Below are 23,185 nucleotides of genomic sequence, written 5' to 3' on the forward strand. Positions count from 1 at the left end.
CCCGAGAACGCCGCCAACGCTGACGACGCCGCCGAGTTTGTCGACGCCGCCGACGCTGCCGCCGACGACATCGCCACCGCCGCCGAAATCGAGGACACGGGTGCGGACGAGGGGGCGGAGGTCTGGGACGTGGTCGTGGTCGGCGCGGGTCCGGCCGGCGCGTCCGCGGCCTACGCGGCGGCGGTCGCGGGCCGCCGGGTCCTGCTCCTGGAGAAGTCGGAGCTGCCCCGGTACAAGACCTGCGGCGGCGGCATCATCGGCCCCTCCCGGGACTCCCTCCCGCCCGGCTTCGAACTGCCCCTCCAGGACCGGGTGAACGCCGTCACCTTCTCGCTCGACGGCCGTTTCGCCCGCACCCGCCGCTCGCGCCGGATGCTCTTCGGGCTCATCAACCGGCCGGAGTTCGACGCGCAGCTCGTCGAGCACGCGCAGAAGGCCGGCGCGGAGCTGCGGACGGGCGCGACGGTGATCCGGGTGGAGCAGCACGGTCCTTCCGTCCCGGACCGGCGGACGGTCGCCGTCGTCCTGGCCGACGGAGAGACGGTCCTCGCGCGCGCGGTCGTCGGTGCCGACGGCAGTGCGAGCCGCATAGGAGCGCATGTCGGGGTGAAGCTCGGTCAGGTCGACCTGGGCCTGGAGGCGGAGATCCCGGTGCCGCCGTCCGTGGCCGAGGACTGGAAGGGCCGCGTCCTCATCGACTGGGGTCCGATGCCCGGCAGCTACGGCTGGGTCTTCCCCAAGGGCGACACGCTGACCGTCGGCGTCATCTCGGCGCGCGGCGAGGGCGCCGCCACCAAGCGGTACATGGAGGACTTCGTCGCCCGGCTCGGCCTCGCCGGCTTCGAGCCGACGATCTCCTCCGGGCACCTGACGCGCTGCCGCACCGACGACTCGCCGCTCTCCCGCGGCCGGGTCCTCGTCTGCGGCGACGCGGCCGGGCTCCTGGAGCCGTGGACCCGCGAGGGCATCTCGTACGCGCTTCGCTCGGGGCGGCTCGCGGGGGAGTGGGCGGTGCGGGTCGCGGAGGCGAACGACGCGGTCGACGCCCGGCGGCAGGCCCTGAACTACGCGTTCGCCATCAAGGCAGGTCTCGGTGTGGAGATGGCGGTCGGGCGCCGGATGCTCGCGCTGTTCGAGCGGCGACCGGGGCTGCTGCACGCCACGATCACGGGGTTCCGTCCCGCCTGGAACGCCTTCGCCGACATCACCCGTGGCTCCGCCACCCTCGGCGGCATGGTCCGCTCGAACGGCATGGCCCGGCGGGCGCTGGAGATCCTGGACAAGCGGATGGACACCTCGTCCGGTGTCGGCCCCGCCGGCCGGGGCGTCACCGCGCGCGAACGCGCGGCGTCCGAGGCCGAGACGGGGAGCGAGCCGGGAGCCGACACGGGAACGGACACGGGAGCGGACGGCCCGGGGACGTCGGCGGCGTCACCGGCGTCGCAGGCCTCGACCGGTTCGACCGGTCCGGCTGGTTCGGCCGGCTCTGCCGGTTCGGATTCTGCGGAGGCCGCGGAGCAGTTCTGACGGATCGCCACCAGCGCGGTCCTCGGCGTCAGGGGCGCGACGGGCGTCGGCGACCTGGTGACGCGTACGGGCTCCGCCGCCCCGGCCGGTTCACACGGCCGGGGTGGCGGGGCCCGTCGTCGTGATGCGGAAGACGGGGTGCTTCGGCGCGATGGCGCGGAGTTCCGCGTCGGAGGAGTCGGGGCCGACCCCGCCGAAGAAGACGCCGACCTCGGCCTTCCAGCGCTTGAGGTAGGCGCGGAGCAGTGCGGGCTTGTCGTCGTCGGCCAGTTCGACGGCGGTGAAGGCCTCCGCGTGCTTCCCGAGGTGCAGCTGTCCGCCGCCGGCGGCGCGCATGTTGCGGGTCCACTGGACGTGGCCGCGCGGGGCCACCAGGTACTGGACGCCGTCCACCGTCAGGAGGTTGACGGGCGTGCGGCGCCATTCGCCGCTCTTGCGGCCGCGGACCGCGAGGACGCGGGAGCCCCAGACGCTGATGCCCCGGCGGGTCATCCACGCGACGGCGCGGTTGAGGACGTTGACCGTGAACCAGCCGGGCTTCATGGCGTGGGCGGCGGGCTGAGCGGACATGGGTTCCTCCTGTGGAACGGTGGGAGCAAAGCGTGAGCAGTGCTCTCGCTTGTCTCCAGTCTGCACGGAGCGGCGCTCTCATGCAAGAGCAGTGCTCTCGTTTCGGGTCGGTGCTCTGTAAATGGCACACTGCTCCTCATGACAACCGTTAGAGGAGCCCGCGCCCGCGCACGTGCCGAGATCACCGCAGCCATCAAGGCCGAGGCCCGCACCCAGCTCGCCGCCGAGGGCGCGGCCAAGCTGTCGCTCCGCGCCGTCGCCCGCGAGCTGGGCATGGTGTCCTCCGCGCTCTACCGGTACTTCCCCAGCCGCGACGACCTGCTGACCGCCCTCATCGTCGACGCCTACGACGCCGTCGGAGCCGCCGCCGAGGGCGCCGCCGCCGAGGCCGCGGGCCAGCGGCCGCTCGCCCGCTGGACCGCCGTCTGCCGGGCCGTCCGCGCCTGGGCCGTCGAGCACCCGCACGAGTACGCCCTGATCTATGGTTCCCCCGTCCCCGGCTACACCGCACCCCAGGACACCAACGTCCCCGCCGCCCGCGTCGGCCTCGTCCTCATCGGCATCGTCCGCGCGGCCCACGAGGGCGAGGGCGTAGCCCTCCCTCCGCTTCCGGACGCCCTCCGCCCCGAGGCCGTGCGGATCGCCGCAGACATGGCCCCGGACCTGCCCCCGGCGCTCGTCGTCGCCCTGGTGGCCGCCTGGTCGCAGCTCTTCGGTCTGGTGTCCTTCGAGGTCTTCGGCCAGTTCCACCGGCTCGTCGAGGACCGCGACGTCTTCTTCACGCACGCCGCCCGCCGCCTGGGCCAGGACGTGGGCCTCCTCCCGCGCGGCTGAGGACCCCGTACCCCACCCGCGTACTCCGGCGGGAGTACGGGCGACCACCCCGCCGGGGTGACGTCCTCGTGGGGCGGGCGCGGTTAGCGTGGCGGGTATGGACGTGGAGCGGACCGCCGGGCGCGGTGTCGGAGGCCCGGGCCGGGCACCGTGGGGGTGGTGGGCCGGGGAGCGGCACGCGGGCGGGCTGCCGTGGCGGTCGACGCTGGTGATCGCCGTACTCGTCATGGCGGGCACCGGTTTCGCCGCGCGGAACCAGCCCGACCGGGAGGCGCTCGACGTCCTCGGGCGGGCCCTGCTGCTCCTGGGGGCGGCGCCGCTGGTGTTCCGTCACCGCAGGCCCGTGCCCGTGGTGTTCGGCGTCGCGGCCGTCACCCTCGCCTACCTGGCGGCCGGATACCCGTACGGCCCGGTCTTCGTGTTCGTCGCGGTGGCCTGCTTCGCCGCCGTCGTCCACGGGCACCGCACCGCCGCCTGGTGGGCCCTCGGGCTGCTGTGGGCGGGCCATCTGGTGCTCTCGCACTGGCTCTACCGGTGGCTGCCTCCGGCCGGCGACGGCCCCGCCCCCTGGGGCCAGGAGCTGCCGGCCGGCGCGTTCGCCGTCGCCGTCCTCGCCGCCTCCGAGCTCGTACGGGTACGGCGCGAGCAGTGGGCTCAGCAGCGGGCCGAGCGCGCCGCCGCCGAGCGGCGCCGCGCCGACGAGGAGCGGCTCCGCATCGCCCGTGAACTCCACGACGTGCTCGCCCACTCGATCTCCGTGATCAACGTGCAGGCGGGGGTCGGCCTGGCCCTGCTCGACGCCGACCCCGAGCAGGCCCGCACCGCCCTGACCACCATCAAGGCGGCCAGCAAGGAGGCGCTCGGCGAGGTGCGACAGGTCCTCGACACCCTCCGTGCCCCCGGCGACGCCCCGCGCGCCCCGGCCCCCGGCCTCGGCCGCCTCCCCGAACTCGTCGAGCAGGCCGCCGCCGCGGGCCTGACCGTCACGGTCACGGCGAGCGGCCCGCCCGCCGCCGGCCTGCCTCCCGGCGCCGATCTGGCCGCCTTCCGGATCGTGCAGGAGGCGCTCACCAACGTGGTCCGGCACTCCGGCTCGCGCACCGCCCGGGTGGAGATCGCGCACGGCCCCGCCCGCCTCGACCTGCGCGTCGACGACGACGGCCCCGCCACCGGCACCGAGGCGGGCGGCAGCGGCAACGGCCTCGCCGGAATGCGGGAGCGGGCCGCCGCCCTCGGTGGCACGATCGAGGCGGGCGTCCGGCCCGACGGCGGCTTCCGCGTCCATGCCGTCCTCCCGCTCGGTCCACGCGGTGCGCCCGGTTCACCTGGTTCGCCCAGTCCTCCCAGCCCGACCAGTCCGCTCAGTCCCGAGGAGACCCCGTGATCCGTGTGCTGCTCGCCGACGACCAGTCGCTGGTCCGCGCGGGGTTCCGGGCGCTGCTCGACGCCCAGCCGGACATCGAGGTGGCGGGGGAGGCCGCGGACGGCGACGAGGCCGTGGAGCGGGTGCGGGAGCTGCGCCCCGACGTCGTCCTCATGGACATCCGGATGCCGCGGCTCGACGGCCTCGACGCCACCCGGCGCATCACGGAGGACCCGGACCTCGCCGGGGTCCGGGTGGTCATGCTGACCACCTTCGAGCTCGACGAGTACGTCTTCGAGGCGATCCGCGCCGGCGCCTCCGGCTTCCTGGTGAAGGACACCGAACCGGAGGAGCTGCTGCGGGCGGTGCGGGCCGTCGTCCACGGGGACGCGCTGCTCTCCCCGGGCGTGACCCGGCGGCTGATCGAGGAGTTCGCGGCCCGCTCCAAGGCCCCGGCGGCCACGGCCGCGCTCGGCGCGCTGACCGAACGGGAGCGCGAGGTGATGGCCCTCGTGGGGATCGGCCTCTCGAACGAGGAGATCGCCCGCCGGCTGGTCGTCAGCCCGCTCACCGCCAAGACGCATGTGAGCCGCGCGATGGTGAAGCTGGCCGCCCGGGACCGCGCCCAACTCGTCGTCCTCGCCTACGAGTCGGGCCTCGTCCGACCCGGCTGGCTGGGCTGACGGCATCCGGCGCACCGCCCGCTACGCGGGAGCGCCGCAGAAGTACCACGGCCGGCCGGCCGGGCCTGAGCCGAGCCCCACCTCGCCCCGCCCCGCTCCGGCTCCCGGCGGACGCGGCACGGGACGGCGATTGATCCCGTACGGGGAGAGGTGGCCGGCGGACGTGCTCAGTCGCGGGCGGCGACCTTCTCCGGGGAGTCCGTGGGCGCGGAGCGTGCCACGACGACCGATTCGGTGGTGCTCCGCCGCTTCCGGAGGCCCGGCAGGGTGATCAGGAGTCCGGCCAGGGCGATGACCGTGACCACGGCGAGTCCCGGGCGGAAGCTGTCCAGCGTGGCCTGCGGGGAGGCCGACGTGTCGCCGTCCGCGGTGATGACGGCGGTGACGACGGCGAGGAAGAGCGCGCCGCCGACCTGGATCGAGGTGTTGAGCAACCCCGAGACCATGCCCTGCTCGCGGTCGTCCACGCCGTTGGTGGCCTGGATGTTGAGCGAGGGGAAGACCAGGGCGCAGGCGGCGCCGAGGAGCAGCATCGACGGCAGGATCACCGCCGCGTACTGCGGGGTCAGCGAGATCCGCAGGAAGAGCGCGTACGCGACGACGAGCAGCGTGAAGCCGGCGGCGATCACCCGGGGCGTGCCGAAGCGGTCCACGATGCCGCCGATCTTCGTGGAGGAGAGCGCCACGAGCACACCGGCCGGCAGGAAGGCCAGCGCCGTCTGGAGCGCGGACCAGCCGAGCAGCGACTGCATGTACTGGGTCACGATGAACTGGAAGGCCACGTACGAGCCGAAGAACGCCGCCGCGCCGAGCTGGGCGCGGACCTGGGAGCCGGAGCGCAGGACCCCGAGCCGTACGAGCGGGCTCGCGCTCCGCCGTTCCACCAGGACGAAGGAGACGAGGAGGACGGCGGCCACGAGGAAGGACAGCAGGGTCCGGGCTGAGGTCCAGCCGACCTCGGGCGCCTGGACGACGGTGAAGACGAGCAGCAGCATCGCGGCCGTACCGGTGACGGCGCCCGGCAGGTCGTAGCCGCCGGAGGAGTCCTCGCGGGCGCTGTGCGGGATGAGGCGGAGCGCGAAGACCAGGGCGATCAGGGCCACGGGGGCGGGCAGGAGCATGGTCCAGCGCCAGCTGAGCTCGGTGAGCAGCCCCGACAGGACCAGGCCCATGGAGAAGCCGGTGGCGGCGCAGGTGGTGTAGATCGACAGGGCCCGGTTGCGCTCCGGGCCCTCCTTGAAGGTCGTCGTGATGATCGACAGGCCGGCGGGGGCGGTGAAGGCCGCGCTGAGGCCCTTGATGAACCGGCTGGCGATCAGGAGCGGGCCGGAGTCGACGAGTCCGCCGAGGAGCGAGGCGATCGCGAAGACGGCGAGGGCGATGAGGAAGACACGTCGGCGGCCGAGGAGGTCGGCCGCGCGACCGCCGAGGAGCAGCAGGCCGCCGTAGCCGAGGATGTAGCCGCTGACGATCCACTGGAGCGTGGCGGTGGACAGGCCGAGGTCGGTGGCGATCGAGGGCAGGGCGACGCCGACCATGGAGACGTCGAGGGCGTCGAGGAACATCGCGGCACAGAGCACGAGCAGGGTGCCCCAGAGCCGCGGACTCCAGCGGTTCTGCACGGCGGCCGTGGGTGCGGCGGTGAGCGGAGAGGTCATGGGCAGCACGGTACATGCACGTGCATTGAATGCAAGTGCATTTAATTCCCGTGCAACAAAGTGGGTCGTTTCTGCTAACGTGCGGTCATGGCAGCGAACAAGTCCGAACGCGCGCTCGTGGACGAGTGGCGTGACGTCCTCGCCCTGCACGCCCGGACGACCTGTGAGCTCGACCGGGCCCTCCATGCGTACGGGCTCGGTGCCAGTGACTTCGAGGTCCTCGACGTCCTCGCCGAGGGCGCGGCCGAGGACGGCCCGGGCTCCTGGCGCGTCCAGGAGCTCGCCGGGCGGGTCCACCTCAGCCAGAGCGCGCTGTCCCGGACGGTCGCGCGCCTGGAGAAGGACGGCCTGGTCCTGCGGGGGATGTGCGCCGAGGACCGGCGGGGCGTCCAGGTGAAGCTCACGGAGAAGGGCCTCGCGCGCCACGCCGAAGCGCAGCCCCTCCAGCGCGAGGTGCTGACGAGGATGCTGGACCGCAGTTCCTGAAGTTCCCTGAGTCGCGGGATCGCGCGGGATCGCGGACCGCGGGATCGCCTCGGTCGAGGCGGCCCCCGCGCGACCCAGCCCCCTCAGTTTCAGGTGACTGCCGAGTTCTCCCGCCACAGCCGGGCGATCGTGTCGTCCCCGGTCAGCGTCACGGTCTCGGCCGGCAGCCGGTTCCACAGGGTCAGGTACAGACGGTCGGCCGCCCCGCTGAACTCCGCGTCCGCCGCTTCCTGTTCCGCTGCCGCCCGTTCCGTCCGGGGCGGTTCCGTCGCCGACAGGCGTACGGTCCAGACGTCACCCGTGTCCGTGGCCCGCACCCGCAGGATGCGCGGCTCGGGCGTGCGCACCCGGCTGTTGTCGCGGGCGTGGAAGCCGCGCAGCAGCTCGTCGATCCCGTCGGCGGCCAGCGCCGGGTCGACCGCTCCCGGCCCGGCCGCGAGCGCCGACTCGGCGTCCGCGCGGTGGACGGCCGTCTCGTGCGCCTGCCGCCGGGCCCAGAAGGCGAGCGGCGAAGGCGCCGGGAGGAAGGTCCAGCACTCCAAGGTCTCCGGCGCCGCGCGCAGGGCCGCGACGAGAGCCGTGTGACCCTCCCGGTAGTACGCGAGCAACTCGTCGCCGTCCAGGTCCGGTTCGCCGCCGTCCGGGTGGTAGGCGGTGTGTCCCTCGACCACGAAGGCCGTGGCCCAGCGGTGCACCGTCGTCGTGTGCCGGAGGAGGTCGCGGACGCGCCACCCCGGACAGGTCGGGACCTCCGCGTCCGGCCCGGCCGCGGCCGCCGCCTCCGCGAGCGCCAGGCCGGCCGCTTCCAGTGCGGTGATGTGTTCGGTGATCTTCATCGTGCCCCCGTTGATCGTTTCCCTTGGGGCGGATTCTGACAGCTCGCACGCCCGCAGGTGATCAACTCGCGGTTCGGGTGCCCGCGTTCCGTGCCCAGTAGCCCATCGCCGCGGCTCCGGCGGCGAGGACCGCGACGGTCGTGAGCGCCACCGGAAGGGAGAACCAGTCGGCGAGGAACCCGATGGACGGCGGGCCGAGCAGCATGCCCCCGTAACCGAGGGTGGAGGCGGTCGCCACCCCGCCGGGGCCGGCGATGGCGCCGGCGCGGGCCACGGCGACGGGGAAGATGTTGGCCAGACCGAGGCCGGTGACCGCGAAGCCGAGGAGCGTGGCCCAGACGGTCGGGGCGAGCGCGCCGAGGAGCATGCCGGCCGCGGCCGTGGCCCCGCCCGCGACGAGCGTACGGGTCTGGCCGAGCCGTTCCAGGAGCAGCGTGCCGGAGAGCCGCCCGGCGGTCATGGTCAGCGCGAAGACGGAGTAACCGGCGGCGGCCACGCCCGGGTGGGCGCCCAGGTCCTGTTCGAGATGGAGCGCGCCCCAGTCGGCCAGCGCCCCTTCGCCGTACGCCGTGCAGAGCGCGATCACGCCGAAGACGAGGACCGTACGGCGGGCCGCCCGCGACGGCTTCCCGGAGGCCGATCGTCTCCCGGCATCCCGCTGATTCCCCGCATCCCGCGTCGGGAGTGATTCCGGTCGGCCGGGGGCGGTGTGGCGGAGGAGTACGGGACCGGCGGCGGCCGTCAGTGCCAGGCCGACGACCGTCAGGCCGAGGAGGTGGGCGGTGGGGGACAGGCTCCCGGCGAGGAGCCCGCCGATGCCCGCGCCGAGCATGCCGCCGAGGCTGAACGCGGCGTGGAAGCTCGGCATCACCGGGCGGCGCAGTGCGGCCACCAGGTCGACGGCGGCGCTGTTCATGGCGACGTTGATCCCGCCGTACGCGGCGCCGAAGACCAGCAGGACGAGGCCGAGGGCGAGCGGGGACCGGGTGAGCGCCGGAAGCGCGACCGAGAGGGAGAGCAGGACGGCGGTGGCGACGGTGACGGCGTGGCTGCCGAAGCGGCGGCAGAGCCGGCCGGTCAGCGTCATGGTCACGACGGCGCCCGCCGAGACGCCGAGGAGGGCGAGCCCGAGGTCGCCGGCCGAGGCGCCGGTCTGCTGCTTGACGGCGGGGATGCGGACCACCCAGCCGGCGAAGAGGAATCCGTCGAGGGCGAAGAAGAGGGTCAGGGCGGAGCGGAGGCGGGTCAGGGAGTGGTGGGCGGTGTCTCCGCCGAAGCCCCCCGATGCGGCCGTCCGTACTTTGTTTAGTAGCGGCACAAACTCAGGATAGGGGGCGACGGGCCCGGGATTCAACCGGCCGGGCGGGATCGGCGGCAGGCCGGCCGGCCGTCGGCACCGCGGGCCTGGGCGCGGCGGCACCGCGGCGGGGATGCGCCGGGGCGCGGGGCGGGGGTGCGCCGGCACCGTGGCGGGAATGCGGCGGGGGTGCGCCGGCACCGTGGCAGGAATGCAGCAGGGACGGCGGCAGGGATGCGGCGGGTGCGTGGCCGGTCGTGCGCCGTGCCCGGCCGGGTGCGGGTTCGGCGTGTCGTCCGATCATGGGAGACTCGCCCCCATGAACGGCAAGGCGACGACGACCCGGACACGGCTGGACAGGGGGCGCAACGCGCTCGGCCCCGCGCTGGAGCTGGTGCACACCGGAAGGGCGCCGACACGGGCCGTCCTCACCGCCGAACTCGGCGTCACCCGGGCCACCGCGGGCGCGGTCGCCGCCGAGCTGGAGGCGCTGGGCCTCATTCGCGTCGACTCCAACCCCGGTGCCGCCGCCGGCTCCCAGGGGCGCCCCTCCCACCGGCTCGCCGTCGACGAGAAGGGCCCCGTCGCCCTCGCCGCCCAGGTCCACGCGGACGGCTTCCGCGCCGCGCTCGTCGGCCTCGGCGGCACCATCGTCGCCACGGCCCCCGGCTGCGTCACCGTCTCCGCCGACCCCGCCCAGGTCCTCGGCGCCGTGGTCGACGCGGGAGCGGCGCTGCTCCGGGAGAGCGGCCGCCGCTGTGTCGGCGCCGGACTCGCCGCACCCTCAGCCGTGGCCGAGCCCGAGGGCACCGCGCTCAACCCGCTCCACCTCGCCTGGCCCGCCGGTGCGCCGGTACGGGAGATCTTCGCCGAGCGGGTACGGGCCGCCGGGATCGAGGGCCCGGCCTTCACCGGCAACGACGTCAACCTCGCCGCCCTCGCCGAGCACCGCCACGGCGCCGGGCGCGGCGCCCGCGACCTGCTCTGCGTGGCCACCGGCCACCGGGGCGTCGGCGGCGCGCTCGTCCTCGACGGGCGCCTGCACACGGGCAGCGCGGGCCTCGCCCTGGAGGTCGGCCATCTGACGGTCAATCCGGAGGGGCGTCCCTGTCACTGCGGCAGCCGCGGCTGCCTCGACGTCGAGACCGACCCGCTCGCCTTCCTGACGGTCGCGGGCCGGGATCCCGGCCCCGAGGTCTCCCTGCTCCAGCAGGCCCGTGACCTGCTGCGGACCAGCCGGGACGACCCGGGTGTCCGGGTGGCCGTCGGGGAGCTGATCGACCGGCTCGGCCTCGGCCTCGCCGGTCTGGTGAACATCCTCAACCCGGACCGGATCATCCTCGGCGGGCTCCACCGTGAGCTCCTCGACGCCGACCCCGAGCGCCTCCGTGCGGTCGTCGCCGACCGCAGCCTCTGGGGCCGCAGCGGCGGCGTCCCGATCCTGCCCTGCACGCTGGACCACAACAGCCTGGTGGGCGCCGCCGAGCTGGCCTGGCAGCCGGTGCTCGACGATCCGCTGGCCGCGCTCGGCCGGGAGTCCGTCTGAGCGACTCCCGGCCGGACCGGTTCCGTCGGCCGGAAGTCCCCGAGGTGCCCGACCAGGGCGTCCGATCGCGCTCCGAAGGCGTTCGTCCGATGATCAGTGGGGCAGAGTAGGGGCATGGCTACGTACGAGACGATGTCGTTCCACCTGGAGACCGAGCGGCTGATACTGCGGCCGTGGGCCGAGTCGGACGCAGCCGAGTTCTGCGCCCTCCTCGGCGAGCGCGGCAAGGGGACGCCTCCGGTCGAGCGCATCCGGACGGCCATCGCGGGGTTCCTCACCGCGACGGAGGAGACGGGGATCGCCCTGCTGCCCATCCAGCGCCGCGACGAGGGCGACTTCATCGGCTACTGCGGGTTGATCATCGGCCGCACCACCCTGGAGGAGCCCGAGATCGCGTACGAGCTGTTCCAGCGCGCGCACGGGCGCGGCTACGCCACCGAGGCGGCCGGCGCGGTACTCGAAGCCGCCGTCGCGACCGGACGGAAACGGCTCTGGTCGACCGTCGGCTCGTGGAACACGCCGTCGCTCCGTGTCCTGGAGAAGCTCGGGTTCGAGCGGGATCGCGTCACCATGGAGGACAACGGTGAAGTGGTCTGGCTCAACCGCCCGTTGCCGTGACACGAGGGTGTCCGGTTCGGTCGCTTGTGCTCCCTGACGTGTGACGTATCCGGTGGGGTGTTGGCGGAAAATCGCTGGGCGGGAGAGGCCGTACGCCGTAGCGTTCCGCCTCATGATCACTTCGGACTCCGGTCTCCCCCCACGCCTCGGCAGCCTCACCTTCCACGGCCCCCTCTCCGAGGCCCGCGCCACCCGCATGATCGAACGACTCGCCGCCGAACAGCCCGCCGATGTCCTCGACATCGGCTGCGGCTGGGGCGAACTGCTCCTCCGCGTCCTGGAGAGCGCCCCGGGCGCCAAGGGCATCGGGATCGACATCAACGCCGAGGACCTGGCCCGCGGCCGGGCCCTCGCCGAGGAGCGCGGTCTCGCCGACCGCGTGGTCTTCGTCGAGGAGTCGGCGCTCGGCACCGAGCGGGGCCCCGTCGACGCGATCCTCTGTCTGGGATCGAGCCAGGCGCTCTGCGACCCCGAGCTGCCGCACGACCCCGCCGCCGCCCTCCGGGAGCTGCGCCGACTGGTCCGGCCCGGCGGCCGGGTCGTGCTCGGCGAGGGCTTCTGGGAGCGCACGCCGACGGAGGAGGAGCTGGCCGGAATGTGGCCCGACGCGCACGCCGGCGAGCACTTCTCCCTCGGCGCCCTCGTGGACCTCGCCATCGAGGCGGGTTTCCGGCCCGCGCGGATCGAGACGGCGAGCGCCGAGGAGTGGGAGGAGTTCGAGTCCGGCTACCGGTACGACACCGAGGTCTGGCTCGCCGCGAACCCCGGGCACCCGCTCGCCGCCGAGACCCGCGAGCGCGCCGACAGCCAGCGGTCGAACTGGTTGAACGGCTACCGCCGGGCCCTCGGGATCACGTACCTCACCCTGGTCGCCGTGGCCTGAGACCACGTCACCACTGCCGCCGTCCGGCCCCCAACTCTCCACGTCCGGGGGCCGAGAGGTGCAGGACCCGGAAGCGCTCGCCCTCGCCGGCGGGCGCTTCCGCCGTGTCGGCACCTGTCCCGTCGGCACCCGCTCCATCGGTACCCGTCCCGTCCGCCCACAGCGTGAAGGTGAGCAGCTCCCAGTGGCGTGGATCCACGGCCAGGGCCGAGGCGACCACGCCGTCCCGGCGGGCCTCCCGCGCGTGCCGGGCCACCGCCTCCGCCACGGCCTCGCCCGGCGGCACCGCCTCGCCGAGCGGGGTCCTGCGGCGCGTGGCGGTCCCGGGAGCCGACGCGGCCGCCGGCCCCTCCTCGTACGCCAGGTCCGTCCAGTGCTGCACCACCGGCCGGCCGAAGTCGTTCACGATGCCCTGGAAACCCGGCCCCCAGAGGAAGGAGTTCATGCCCTCGGGGGTGGCCCAGAGATAGAACGGCGCGTACTGGTTGACCGGCGATCCGGCCTCCCGCTCCCGGATCAGATAGGCCTTCAGGCCGAGCCCGGGGAAGGTGTCGAGCAGGTGGCCCCTCGTCGCGACCCGCTCGCGGATGATCCCCATGTCGTAGTCGGCGGGCAGAGTGATCTCGTACTGCATCGCGTGCACGGAACGGTCTCCGGTTCTCTGGCGATTCGCAGGAATCTTCTCGGTGAAGGGCGTCGATCAGGGCGTCGATCAGGGCGTTGATCACGGCGTTGATCAGGGCGTTGATCAGGGCGTCGATCAGGGTGTCGCGAGGAGCGCCAGCAGACCGCGTACGGCGCTGTCGAACGGCGCCCGCGAGCCCGTGGCGCGGGCCAGCACGTAGCCGCCCTGGACGGTCGCCACGACCGTCGCCGCGATCTCCTCGGGATCGAGCGAGGGCCTCAACTCACCGCTGTCCAGCCCCTCCTGGACCACGTCGGCGAGCCGGCCGCGCAGCCGGCCGAGCGCCTCCTCGACGGGGGCGCGGAGTTCCGGGTGGGCGATCACCTCCGGGTCCATGGTCAGCCGCCCCACCGGGCAGCCGCGCAGGACCTCGCGCTCGCGCAGCAGGTACGCCTCGATCCGGGCGTACGCCGAGCCCTCGCCGCCCAGCACGGCCTCGGCCGCCGCACCCATCTCCTCGGCCGTGCGCCGGATCGCGACGAGCGCCAGGTCCGGCTTCCCCGAGAAGTGGTGGTACATGCTGCCCTGACCCGCGCCCGCCGCCTGCTGGACGGCCTTGGGGCTGGTGCCCACGTAGCCGCGCTCCCACAGCAGCTCGCGGGTCGCCTCGACGAGACGCTCGGCGGTGGTCTTCGGAGTGCTCATGACCGCACTGTACATACCAGTAGGTACAGAGAGGAAGGCCGTCCGGACCGCCCGCCGTACTCCCGCTGTCGTACGTGCGAAGCCGCTGCCGGTACGACGCCCCGGACCCCCTCCCCGAGCGAGTCTCGAAGCACGGACATCACCACAGCGCACACCGAGGAGCTGAACCCTCATGAACACCCTCGCCTACGCGGGCCCCGGCCCGTGGATCCTCCTCTTCCCCCTGGTCTGGGCCGTCGTCATCGCCGGGATCGTCACCCTGGCCCGCCGTGCCGGCTGGCGCCCGGGCCGCGGCGGCCGCCCCTACCGGGACGGCCGGCCCGACGAGCACTCGCCGATCGCCCTGCTCGGCCACCGGTTCGCCGCCGGGGAGATCGACGAGGACGAGTACTGGCGCCGGCTCACCGTCCTGGAGGAGCAGTTCGGCCGCACCGCGACCGGCAAGGAGCGCCGGGCATGACCGCCGCCGCCCACACCCCCGCCGCACACACCGAAGCCGCCCGGGTCCTGGACGCCGTCAAGGTCTACGGGCGCGGCGACACCGAGGTCAGGGCCCTCGACGGGGTGAGCGTCGACTTCCCGACCGGCCGCTTCACCGCCGTCATGGGCCCCTCGGGCTCCGGCAAGTCCACGCTCCTGCACTGCGCCGCGGGGCTCGACACCCTCACCTCCGGTGCCGCCTTCGTCGGCGGCACCGACCTCTCCACGCTCGACGACCGCCGTCTGACGCTCCTGCGCCGCGACCGCGTCGGCTTCGTCTTCCAGGCCTTCAACCTGCTGCCGACCCTGACCGTCGCGGAGAACATCACCCTCCCGCTCGACCTCGCCGGGCGAGCCCCCGACCGGGCCCGGTTCGACCGGCTCGTCGACACCGTCGGCCTGCGCGACCGCCTGCACCACCGGCCGGGCGAACTCTCCGGCGGACAGCAGCAGCGCGTGGCCGTCGCCCGCGCCTTCGTCGGCGACCCGGACGTCGTCTTCGCCGACGAACCCACCGGCAACCTCGACTCGCGCTCCGGCGAGGAGGTCCTGCGCCTGCTCGGCCGTACGGCGCGGGAGACCGGCCGTACGGTCGTCATGGTCACCCACGACCCGGTCGCCGCCGCCCACGCCGACGAGGTGGTCTTCCTCGCGGACGGGCGGCTCGTCGACCGGATGACCGCCCCGACGGCCGACCGCGTCCTCGACCGCATGAAGGCCTTCGAGACCGACACCGGCCGGCCCTCCGCCACGACGACCGACCCGGCCCCCGCCACGACGCCTGTCGCCACGGCTGCCCCGACCTCCGCCACGGCCTCCGTCACGACCCGAGGAGGGGCGACATGAGAACCCCCGCCACCCCCGCCACCCTCCGGCTCACGCTCGCATCCCTCCGCGCCCACCGGCGCCGCTTCCTCGGCACCTTCGCCGCCGTCCTCCTCGGGGTCGCCTTCCTCACCGGCACCCTCGTCATGGGCGACACCCTGCGCGGGAGCTTCGACGCCATGTTCACCGGCGCCACCCGGGGCACGGACGCCGTCGTCCGCAGCGCCACCACCGTCACGGCCGCCGGCGCGGCACAGGGCACCCGCGGCCCCGTCGACGCCGACCTCGCCGACCGGATCGCCCAGGTCCCCGGAGTCGCCGCCGCCGCGCCCCTGATCGAGGGCGCCGGCCAGCTCCTCGCCGCCGACGGGACCCCCGTCGGCGGCAAGGGCCCGCCCACCCTCGCCGCGAACTGGATCGAGGACGAGGCCCTCAACCCGTACCGGCTCGCCGAGGGACGCACTCCGCACGCGCCCGGCGAGGCCGTCGTCAACCGGGGCGCGGCGAAGGCCGCCGGCCTCCGCATCGGCGACACGACCGTCCTGCGCACCCCCGACCCCGTACGGATCACCGTCGTCGGTCTCGCCACCTTCGGCGGCGCCGACGGCATGGGCCAGGTCACCTGGACCGGCCTGACCCGCGCCGACGCCGAGCGGTACCTGACGGCCCGCCCCGGCGAGGCGACGAGCATCGCCGTACGCGCCGGGCCCGGCGTCAGCCAGGAGGAGCTCGTCGCCGCGCTCGCCCCCGCCCTGCCCGAAGGGGTCGAGGCGATCACCGGGCAGCGCGCGGCCGAGGAGAACACGGAGATGGTCTCCGGCCGGTTCCTCGGCCTCTTCACCACCTTCCTGCTGGTCTTCAGCGGAGTCGCGGTGCTCGTCTCCGTCTTCACCATCCACAACACCTTCGCCGTCCTCGTCGCCCAGCGGACCCGCGAGAACGCCCTGCTCCGCGCCGTCGGCGCCGCCCGCCGCCAGGTCGTCACCGGCACGCTCGCCGAGGCGCTCGTCGTGGGGCTGCTCGCCTCCGCCGCCGGGCTCCTCGCCGGCATCGGCGTGGCCGCCGGCCTCCAGGCCCTCTTCCCGGCCGTCGGGTTCCCGTTCCCCGAGGGCGACCTGGTCGTCACGGCCGGTTCCCTCGCGCTCCCGCTCGGCGTCGGACTCGCGGTCTGCGCCGGTTCGGCGCTCCTGCCCGCCGTACGGGCCGGACGCACGGCCCCGCTCGCCGCGCTCCGCGAGAACGACGTGGACGGCTCGGGCACCTCCCGCGCCCGTGCGCTGACCGGCGGCGCCCTCCTGGCCGCTGCCGTCGGCACGGTCCTCGCGGGAGTGCTCGGCGACCCCTCGCTGTGGCTCGCCGCGACCGGCGCGGGGCTCGCCGTCGCCGCCTTCGTGGTCCTCGGACCGGTGGCCGCCTCGGTCGCCGTGCGGGCCCTCGGCCGGCCCCTGCGCGGCGCCAACCGCGGCCTCGCCCGCCGCAACGCCCTGCGCAGCCCCGGACGGACGGCCGCGACCGCCACCGCCCTGATGATCGGGGTCGCCGTCGTCACCCTCTTCACCGTCTTCGGCGCCTCCCTCAAGGCGACCATGGACCGCACGGTCGACCGCTCCTTCGCGGGCGACGTGGCCATCGGCGCGCCCTCCTTCGGCGCGGGCGGCAGCGGGCTCAGCCCCCGGCTCGCCCCGGCGGTCGCGGCACTGCCCGAGGTCGACACGGCCGTCGGCCTGGGCAGCGGCGTGGCGGAGGTCGACGGCCGGGGCCGCGCCCTGACGGTCACCGACCCGGCCGCGCTCGCCCGCACCCTCGACCTCGGGGAGGTACGCGGCACCCTCACCGGACTCGGTGCGGACGGGCTCGCCGTCGCCGCCGACGAGGCCGCCGCCGCCGGCCTGGCGCCCGGGCGCACGGCCGAGCTGACGTTCACGGACGGCACCCGGCACACCTTCACCGTCCGCGCGGTCTACGAACGCGCCGACCTCGCGGGGGACTACCTCGTCACCCGGGAGGCCTGGGCCCCGCACCGCACCCAGGACGCCGACCGGCTGGTCGCCGTCGCCTTCGCGGACGGCGTGTCCGCGGCGGACGGCAAGGCGGCCGTGACCGAGGTCGCGGACCGGTACGGCCAACCGGAGGTGCAGACCCGGGAGGAGTACGCGGAGGCCTCGGCGGGCGGCATCGACATGATGCTCACCCTCGTCTACGCGCTCCTCGCGCTCGCGGTCCTGATCGCCCTGCTCGGCATCGCCAACACGCTGACCCTCGCCGTCCACGAACGGACCCGCGAGCTGGGCCTGTTGCGGGCCGTCGGACAGACCCGCGCCCAGCTGCGGGCCATGGTCCGCTGGGAGTCCGTCCTCGTCGCCGCCTTCGGGACGCTCGGCGGGCTCACCCTCGGCGGCTTCCTCGGCTGGGTGCTCGTCCGCGCCTCGGAGGGATCCGGTGACAGCGCGCTCGCCTTCGCCGTGCCGGCGGTGCGACTGGCGGCCGTGGCCCTGATCGGCCTGACGGCGGGCGTCGTGGCGGCCTGGCGTCCGGCCCGCCGCGCGGCGCGCCTGGAGATCCTCAGGGCGATCGGCACGGAATGACCTCGGGCCGGAATGACCTCGGGCCGGTGACGTCAGGCGGTGACGTCGGGCCGGTGACCTCGGGCCGGTGACCTGGGGCCAGTGACCACAGGCCGGTGGCATCCGGGCCGTGGCGTCCGGCCGGTCCTCAGCCCGCCCGGCCCGCGAGGACCGGCCCGGCGACGACCGGGGCCAGGACCGGGTCGGCCGGCGTGCCCAACGGGACGGCGGGGACGGCGGCGACGGCGGGGACGCCCGGGAACGGGCCGTACGTCCCGAAGGGGAGCTCGGGCGAGGAGCCGTGCACGGCGTGTGCGTGCTCCTCGACCGGGACGGGCGACGGCGGCGCCGTGAGGGTGAACCACACGACCTTGCCCTCGGCGCCGCACGGGCGGACGCCCCAACTCTCGCTGACCGCACCGACGATGGCGAGGCCCCGGCCGGAGGTGGCGAGAGCGTCGAAGGCGTCGAGTGCGTCGAGCCCGTCGCCGCCGTCCGGGGTCCCGGCGCGCGGTATTCGGGGATCGTGGTCCCTGACCGACACCGTCAGCCGGTCGAGCAGCAGCTCGATCTCGACCGTGCAGCGCTTGTCCGGCTGCGCGTGTCGGTGGACGTTCGTCAGAAGCTCGGTCACACCGAGCGCGGCATGGTCGATCAAAGCGTCGAGATGCCAATGGCGCAGATGCGCGGAGACGATTCTGCGGACCTGTCCGATCCGCGACGGCAGGGCATGGAGCTCCACCGCGTAATACCTGCTCGGCTCGCTGATCACGCTGCGACTCCCCGAAGTAGTTCGGAAGAAGACGAAGATTCGGATCTCTCATGCGTACGGCGGTACTGCGGTACAGCACGGTGGCGACCGAAGCGCAACGTCACCACCGGTGAACCCTCGGTGAGGTGGTTCCAGCGTGAGCCAGTGGTGACCGTGCCGCAACTCGCGGCGATCCGTGCCAGGTCAGGGCCGAGGGGAGGCGCGTCCGGTCAGCCGCGGCCGGCCGCCCGCCTGAGCGCCGCGAGAAAACTCCCCGACTCCTCGGTCCCGTCGCCGGCCCGGTGGTGCAGGGTCAGCCGGTACCGGGTCCCGTTCACCGTCGCCACCGCCTCGTCCGCCTTCGCGAACCACGGCCGCCCGGCCCGTACGGCGCTCACGGGCGCGCTGTCGATCTCGCTGCCGTAGCTCGTGAGCAGCGCGAGCCGGCCGTCCTCGATCCGCACCTCGCCCGCGCGCGTCAAGGCGCGCGGCCAGCGTGCGATCCGTACACCCCGCGCGCTGAACTCGGGTTCCTCCATGCCGGTCCACCCCTTTCACCCGGTTGCCGTCACCAGTGTGCCGGGCGGCCCGCGCCCGCACCAGTGGCCCTGCCACAAGGGAGGCCTATGGGACATCAAAGGGAACGTTTGCCCAGGTGGGAGGGGTATTGTCGGCAACGGGCACCAGTGGCAGTGAGCGAGGAGTGGGACGGATGAGCACCACCGAGAACAGTGCGACCGCCGCGCCGGCGACCATCGACGTCGACCGCAGCGATCCGGCGTACCGGGCCTGGCTGAAGGAGGCCGTCCGCAAGGTCCAGGCCGACGCCAACCGCTCCGCCGACACCCACCTGCTGCGCTTCCCGCTCCCCGAGAAGTGGGGCATCGACCTCTACCTCAAGGACGAGTCGACCCACCCCACCGGCAGCCTCAAGCACCGGCTCGCCCGTTCGCTCTTCCTCTACGGGCTCTGCAACGGCTGGATCCGCCCGGGCAAGCCCGTCATCGAGGCCTCCAGCGGTTCGACCGCCGTCTCCGAGGCGTACTTCGCCAAGCTCGTGGGCGTCCCCTTCATCGCCGTCATGCCCCGCACGACCAGCCCCGAGAAGTGCCGGCTGATCGAGTTCCACGGCGGCGAGTGCCACTTCGTCGACGACTCGCGGACCATGTACGAGGAGTCCGCGGCCCTCGCCGCGCGCACCGGCGGCCACTACATGGACCAGTTCACGTACGCGGAGCGGGCCACCGACTGGCGCGGCAACAACAACATCGCCGAATCGATCTACCAGCAGCTGAAGCTGGAGCGCTACCCGGAGCCCGCCTGGATCGTGGCCACCGCGGGCACCGGCGGCACCTCGGCGACCATCGCCCGCTACGTCCACTACATGCAGCACGACACCCGGATCTGTGTCGCCGACCCGGAGAACTCCTGTTTCTTCGACGGCTGGACGCAGGGCGACCCGGACGCCACCTCCGACTGCGGCTCGCGCATCGAGGGCATCGGCCGCCCCCGTATGGAGCCGAGCTTCGTCCCCGGCGCGATCGACCGCATGATGAAGGTTCCCGACGCCGCCAGCGTCGCCGCCGTCCGCGCCCTGGAGACGGCCATAGGGCGCAAGGCGGGCGGTTCCACCGGCACCGGTCTGTGGAGCGCCTTCAAGATCGTGGCCGAGATGGTCAAGGAGGAGCGCACCGGCAGCATCGTGACGCTGATCTGCGACCCGGGCGAGCGCTACCTCGACAAGTACTACTCCGACACCTGGCTGGCCGCCCAGGGCCTGGACATCGCCCCGCACAGCGCCGCTATCGATCGGTTCCTGGAGACGGGGGCCTGGCCGGAGTGAGCCGCCGGTCCAGGCGGCGCGCGGCGTCCCGGAAGGACAGCCCGAGGCCGGGGCGGGCGAGGAGGAGCGCGAGCCGGAGCGCCGCCGCCCCGTCGACGGCCATCGTCCACCGCAGGTGCGTGCCCTTCCCGGCGGGGGAGAGGGCCCATTCCTCCGCCAGGGCCGTGACACCGGGCGCGTTCGTCAGGTCGACCCGGTAGGCGTACCGGACATCGGGCTCGGCGGCGAGGATCGTCTCCTCGAAGACGATTCCGCCCCGCAGCCGGATGGTCCGGCCCGCGCCGTCCGCCGTCGGGACGGCGGAGACGACGGCCGTGAACCACGCGGGCATGCTGCCCACCTCCACGGCCAGCGACCGGTAGACGGCCGACGGCGGTGCGGCCAGTGTCGCCGTGTAGGCGAGTCGGACAGGTGCGGTTGCGGTGAAGTCGAGCTCCACCGGCCTCAGTCGGCGTGCCATGGACCGAACCTCCCCAGGACGGACGCGGAAGTGCACCCTAGCTGACGACTTGTCAACGGCACAGAGTGCCGTGGGCCGTTGCGCATGATGGACTCGACTCCGCAAGGATCTCGCCGCGCCGGAAGGGGAACCCCCGTGTCCATCACGCCCACCACGCCCTCCACGTCCACCACGCCCTCCACCCCCGCCACGTCCTCCCTGCACCCCGAGTCCGCCTCAGCGCCGCACCCGTCCCGCCGCACCGTGCTCGCGCTCGCCACCGGCACCGTGCTCGCCTCCGTCCTCCCGCTCGCGGGGGCGGCCCACGCCGCGACGGGCCGCCTCACCGGACGGTTGCGCGAGCTGGAGGACGAACACTCCGCGCGGCTGGGCGTGTTCGCGTACGACGTCCGCACCGGCCGGTCCGTGGCGTACCGCGCCGACGAACGCTTCCCGATGTGCTCGGTGTTCAAGACCCTCGCCGTCGCGGCCGTCCTCCGCGACCTCGACCACGACGGCTCCTTCCTGGCGAAGCGCATCCGGTACACGGAGGCGTACGTCAAGCGGTCGGGCTTCTCGCCGAGGACCGGGCTCCCGGAGAACCTCGCCGCCGGGATGACCGTCGCCGGGCTCTGCGACGCGACCCTCCGCTACAGCGACAACACCGCCGCGAACCTGCTGCTGCGGGAGCTGGGCGGGCCGACGGCCGTCACCCGGTTCGCCCGGTCGATCGGCGACGGCGTCACCCGGCTGGACCGCTGGGAGCCCGAGCTGAACTCCGCCGAGCCCTGGCGCGACACCGACGTCACCACACCCCGGGCCATCGGCCGGACCTACGGGCGCCTCGTCCTCGGCGCCGCGCTGGCGCCCCGGGACCGCGACCGGCTGACCGCCTGGATGCTCGCCAACACGACCAGCGGCGAACGGTTCCGCAAGGGACTGCCCGCCGACTGGATCCTCGCCGACAAGACCGGCGGCGGGCGGTACGGCGGCAACAACGACGCGGGCATCGCCTGGCCGCCGACCGGAGGCCCGGTCCTGCTGTCCGTCCTGACGGCCAAGCCCGAGGAGGACGCGGAGGCCGACAACCCGCTCGTCGCCAAGGCGGCGGCCCTGGTCGCGGCGGAACTCCGCCCGTAGCCCGTAAGTCCGTAGCCCGACGAGCCCGACGAGCCCGACGAGCCCGACGAGCCCGACGAGCCCGACGAGCCGACGAGTCCGCCTGCCGCGCCGCCGCCGACTCCCGTGCCGAGCGCCCGAGGAGTGGCTAAGAGCGGAGCAATCCGTCCACGGCCCGGCCGAACAGGAACCGCCCCGCTCGCGCCAGGACCGGGTCGAAGGCGCGCGGCAGGCCTCGTACCGACAGCTCCTCCGTCCACTCCACCCGGCAGCCGCCGCCCGGCGCTCCCGTCACCTCGACCGCCGCCCAACCCCGCACGACCCGCCCGGACTTCTCCAGGCGGCACACGCCCGCCCGGCCGGCCTCCGGCGGCTCCCAGCGCACGACCTCCATCGGGTCGTCGAAGGCCAGCGGGCCGATGCCGGTCCGCGCGGTGAACCGCGTCCCCGCTCCGTTCGGGCCCGGAGTGAGCACCCTCGTCCGGGTCAGCGGCACCTGGCGGCCGTGCGCCGGCCAGTCCGTCAGCCGCCGCCACGCCTCGCGCGGCGGCAGCGGAACGGCCCGCTCGACCCGGAACAGCGTCACGCGGGCTCCTCGCCCGCCACCACCAGCCCCGGCAGCTGCTCCGTCACTTCGCCGCGTACCCCCTCGCCCAGGCCTCGGTCCGTCACCCAGGTGTCCACCTCGCCCAGGTCGGCGAAGGAACTCAGGCCCACCGTCCCCCACTTGGTGTGGTCGGCGACCACGACCACCCGGCGCGCCGACCGCATCAGGCACCGGTTGGTCTCGGCCTCCGCGAGGTTCGGCGTCGACAGACCGGCCTCGACCGAGATGCCGTGCACCCCGAGGAACAGCAGATCGAAGTGGAGCGAGCGGATCGCCCGGTCCGCGACCGCGCCGACCAGCGCGTCGGACGGCGTCCGGACCCCGCCCGTCAGGACGACGGTCGCCGCCCCGCGCCGCACCTCGCCCCCGCCGCCCGTCAGTTGCGCCTCGTGGAACACGTCCGCGACCCGCACCGAGTTCGTCACCACCGTCAGATCCGGCACGTCGAGCAGATGCCGGGCCAGCGCGTACGTCGTCGTCCCGCCGGACAGGGCGATCGCCGTGCCCGGCGCGACCAGCGCCGCCGCGGCCCGCGCGATCTCGTCCTTGGCGCTCGGTTCGAGCACCGACTTCGCTTCAAAGCCCGGCTCGTGGGTGCTCGCCTCGACCACCGGCACGGCCCCGCCGTGCACCTTCGCCAGCATGCCCTGCCGGGCCAGCGCGTCCAGGTCACGGCGGATCGTCATGTCCGAGACGTTCAGCCGGCGGGTCAGCTCGTTCACTCGCACACCGCCGCGCCGCCGGACCTCGTCGAGGATCAGGGCGCGCCGCTGCTCCGCGAGGAGGTTCTGGTTGTCAGTCACCGCCGGGGCCGGTCCTTCCGCAGGGAACTAGGGGATCAGTGTCGGAACACCGTCGGATTCGGTGAGAGTCCGTGCGCGGGCGCACGACTGTCCGCGATCCTGTTTCCGACGTCGCATCCTCCC

At 74.2% G+C, this 23,185-nt stretch carries 24 protein-coding genes; 13 read left to right on the forward strand and 11 right to left on the reverse strand.

Annotated elements, in window-relative coordinates; translation table 11 throughout:
* The first annotated feature begins 87 nt into the window (after positions 1-87).
* On the forward strand, positions 88-1,527 hold the full coding sequence (locus ACZ6K0_RS27585) for a geranylgeranyl reductase family protein (RefSeq protein ID WP_469232663.1): 1,440 nt from the start codon (positions 88-90) through the stop codon (positions 1,525-1,527).
* A gap of 90 nt (positions 1,528-1,617) precedes the next feature.
* Here ACZ6K0_RS27585 and ACZ6K0_RS27590 read toward each other — a convergent pair whose 3' ends face one another.
* Positions 1,618-2,097: a nitroreductase family deazaflavin-dependent oxidoreductase gene (locus ACZ6K0_RS27590; RefSeq protein WP_469232340.1), complete on the reverse strand. Its 480-nt coding sequence runs from the start codon at positions 2,095-2,097 to the stop codon at positions 1,618-1,620.
* 138 nt (positions 2,098-2,235) lie between these two features.
* Between ACZ6K0_RS27590 and ACZ6K0_RS27595 the strand changes: the two genes are divergently transcribed.
* From ACZ6K0_RS27595 to ACZ6K0_RS27605, 3 genes are all read left to right on the forward strand, one after another.
* Positions 2,236-2,931 carry a TetR/AcrR family transcriptional regulator gene (locus ACZ6K0_RS27595; RefSeq protein WP_469232339.1) on the forward strand — a complete coding sequence of 232 codons (696 nt, stop codon included), beginning with the start codon at positions 2,236-2,238 and terminating at the stop codon, positions 2,929-2,931.
* 97 nt (positions 2,932-3,028) lie between these two features.
* The gene (locus ACZ6K0_RS27600) at positions 3,029-4,315 is read left to right on the forward strand and encodes a sensor histidine kinase (RefSeq protein ID WP_469232337.1); all 1,287 of its coding nucleotides are present in this window, start codon (positions 3,029-3,031) and stop codon (positions 4,313-4,315) included.
* Positions 4,312-4,977, forward strand: a complete 666-nt coding sequence (locus ACZ6K0_RS27605) for a response regulator transcription factor (RefSeq protein ID WP_469232335.1) — start codon at positions 4,312-4,314, stop codon at positions 4,975-4,977. Before ACZ6K0_RS27600 ends, ACZ6K0_RS27605 begins: the two co-directional genes overlap by 4 nt.
* Positions 4,978-5,144: 167 nt before the next feature.
* On the opposite strand, the gene ACZ6K0_RS27610 is transcribed toward ACZ6K0_RS27605, so the two are convergent.
* Complete coding sequence (locus tag ACZ6K0_RS27610) at positions 5,145-6,635, reverse strand: MFS transporter (protein WP_376396474.1); 1,491 nt, start codon at positions 6,633-6,635, stop codon at positions 5,145-5,147.
* Between the two features lie 87 nt (positions 6,636-6,722).
* On the opposite strand from ACZ6K0_RS27610, the gene ACZ6K0_RS27615 reads away from it, so the two are divergent.
* Positions 6,723-7,121, forward strand: coding sequence for a MarR family winged helix-turn-helix transcriptional regulator (locus tag ACZ6K0_RS27615; RefSeq protein WP_469232334.1), 399 nt, complete (start codon positions 6,723-6,725; stop codon positions 7,119-7,121).
* 89 nt (positions 7,122-7,210) lie between these two features.
* Here ACZ6K0_RS27615 and ACZ6K0_RS27620 read toward each other — a convergent pair whose 3' ends face one another.
* A complete protein-coding gene (locus tag ACZ6K0_RS27620) occupies positions 7,211-7,957 on the reverse strand; it encodes a maleylpyruvate isomerase family mycothiol-dependent enzyme (RefSeq protein ID WP_376396468.1) in 747 nt (248 codons plus the stop codon).
* Positions 7,958-8,018: 61 nt separating this feature from the next.
* Positions 8,019-9,275 carry an MFS transporter gene (locus ACZ6K0_RS27625; RefSeq protein WP_469232332.1) on the reverse strand — a complete coding sequence of 419 codons (1,257 nt, stop codon included), beginning with the start codon at positions 9,273-9,275 and terminating at the stop codon, positions 8,019-8,021.
* 298 nt (positions 9,276-9,573) lie between these two features.
* Between ACZ6K0_RS27625 and ACZ6K0_RS27630 the strand changes: the two genes are divergently transcribed.
* From ACZ6K0_RS27630 to ACZ6K0_RS27640, 3 genes are all read left to right on the forward strand, one after another.
* Positions 9,574-10,800 carry an ROK family protein gene (locus ACZ6K0_RS27630; protein ID WP_376396462.1) on the forward strand — a complete coding sequence of 409 codons (1,227 nt, stop codon included), beginning with the start codon at positions 9,574-9,576 and terminating at the stop codon, positions 10,798-10,800.
* 114 nt (positions 10,801-10,914) lie between these two features.
* A complete protein-coding gene (locus ACZ6K0_RS27635; protein ID WP_376396459.1) occupies positions 10,915-11,418 on the forward strand; it encodes a GNAT family N-acetyltransferase in 504 nt (167 codons plus the stop codon).
* Positions 11,419-11,530: 112 nt separating this feature from the next.
* The gene (locus ACZ6K0_RS27640; protein WP_376396456.1) at positions 11,531-12,301 is read left to right on the forward strand and encodes an SAM-dependent methyltransferase; all 771 of its coding nucleotides are present in this window, start codon (positions 11,531-11,533) and stop codon (positions 12,299-12,301) included.
* Positions 12,302-12,308: 7 nt separating this feature from the next.
* Here the strand turns inward: ACZ6K0_RS27640 and ACZ6K0_RS27645 are convergent, their stop codons facing one another.
* Positions 12,309-12,944 carry a DUF4865 family protein gene (locus ACZ6K0_RS27645; protein WP_469232329.1) on the reverse strand — a complete coding sequence of 212 codons (636 nt, stop codon included), beginning with the start codon at positions 12,942-12,944 and terminating at the stop codon, positions 12,309-12,311.
* A 117-nt stretch (positions 12,945-13,061) separates the two neighbouring features.
* Positions 13,062-13,646 carry a TetR/AcrR family transcriptional regulator gene (locus tag ACZ6K0_RS27650; RefSeq protein ID WP_469232327.1) on the reverse strand — a complete coding sequence of 195 codons (585 nt, stop codon included), beginning with the start codon at positions 13,644-13,646 and terminating at the stop codon, positions 13,062-13,064.
* A gap of 157 nt (positions 13,647-13,803) precedes the next feature.
* On the opposite strand from ACZ6K0_RS27650, the gene ACZ6K0_RS27655 reads away from it, so the two are divergent.
* From ACZ6K0_RS27655 to ACZ6K0_RS27665, 3 genes are read left to right on the forward strand one after another with little or no spacing between them, the layout of a single operon-like run.
* Positions 13,804-14,091 carry an SHOCT domain-containing protein gene (locus ACZ6K0_RS27655; protein WP_376396449.1) on the forward strand — a complete coding sequence of 96 codons (288 nt, stop codon included), beginning with the start codon at positions 13,804-13,806 and terminating at the stop codon, positions 14,089-14,091.
* Entirely contained in the window at positions 14,088-14,957 is an 870-nt protein-coding gene (locus ACZ6K0_RS27660; RefSeq protein ID WP_469232325.1) for an ABC transporter ATP-binding protein, read from the forward strand. Before ACZ6K0_RS27655 ends, ACZ6K0_RS27660 begins: the two co-directional genes overlap by 4 nt.
* A complete protein-coding gene (locus ACZ6K0_RS27665) occupies positions 14,954-17,521 on the forward strand; it encodes an FtsX-like permease family protein (protein ID WP_469232324.1) in 2,568 nt (855 codons plus the stop codon). The genes ACZ6K0_RS27660 and ACZ6K0_RS27665 overlap by 4 nt, the downstream gene beginning before the upstream one ends.
* Positions 17,522-17,648: 127 nt before the next feature.
* Here ACZ6K0_RS27665 and ACZ6K0_RS27670 read toward each other — a convergent pair whose 3' ends face one another.
* Both ACZ6K0_RS27670 and ACZ6K0_RS27675 read right to left on the reverse strand, forming a co-directional pair.
* Complete coding sequence (locus tag ACZ6K0_RS27670) at positions 17,649-18,272, reverse strand: ATP-binding protein (protein ID WP_469232323.1); 624 nt, start codon at positions 18,270-18,272, stop codon at positions 17,649-17,651.
* Positions 18,273-18,481: 209 nt separating this feature from the next.
* A complete protein-coding gene (locus ACZ6K0_RS27675) occupies positions 18,482-18,790 on the reverse strand; it encodes a hypothetical protein (RefSeq protein WP_376396438.1) in 309 nt (102 codons plus the stop codon).
* 173 nt (positions 18,791-18,963) lie between these two features.
* On the opposite strand from ACZ6K0_RS27675, the gene cds1 reads away from it, so the two are divergent.
* On the forward strand, positions 18,964-20,094 hold the full coding sequence (gene cds1 / locus ACZ6K0_RS27680; RefSeq protein ID WP_376396435.1) for an L-cysteine desulfhydrase Cds1: 1,131 nt from the start codon (positions 18,964-18,966) through the stop codon (positions 20,092-20,094).
* On the opposite strand, the gene ACZ6K0_RS27685 is transcribed toward cds1, so the two are convergent.
* Positions 20,054-20,554, reverse strand: coding sequence for an SRPBCC family protein (locus ACZ6K0_RS27685; RefSeq protein WP_469232321.1), 501 nt, complete (start codon positions 20,552-20,554; stop codon positions 20,054-20,056). The genes cds1 and ACZ6K0_RS27685 overlap by 41 nt on opposite strands.
* 198 nt (positions 20,555-20,752) lie before the next feature.
* Here ACZ6K0_RS27685 and bla point away from each other — a divergent pair, with 198 nt between their 5' ends.
* On the forward strand, positions 20,753-21,673 hold the full coding sequence (gene bla, locus ACZ6K0_RS27690; RefSeq protein ID WP_469232661.1) for a class A beta-lactamase: 921 nt from the start codon (positions 20,753-20,755) through the stop codon (positions 21,671-21,673).
* A 127-nt stretch (positions 21,674-21,800) separates the two neighbouring features.
* Here the strand turns inward: bla and ACZ6K0_RS27695 are convergent, their stop codons facing one another.
* Both ACZ6K0_RS27695 and ACZ6K0_RS27700 read right to left on the reverse strand, forming a co-directional pair.
* Positions 21,801-22,238, reverse strand: a complete 438-nt coding sequence (locus ACZ6K0_RS27695) for an SRPBCC family protein (RefSeq protein ID WP_376396425.1) — start codon at positions 22,236-22,238, stop codon at positions 21,801-21,803.
* A complete protein-coding gene (locus ACZ6K0_RS27700) occupies positions 22,235-23,062 on the reverse strand; it encodes a DeoR/GlpR family DNA-binding transcription regulator (RefSeq protein WP_376396422.1) in 828 nt (275 codons plus the stop codon). The genes ACZ6K0_RS27695 and ACZ6K0_RS27700 overlap by 4 nt, the downstream gene beginning before the upstream one ends.
* Positions 23,063-23,185: the final 123 nt, after the last annotated feature.

This window comes from Streptomyces sp. NPDC042346 (assembly GCF_055581845.1).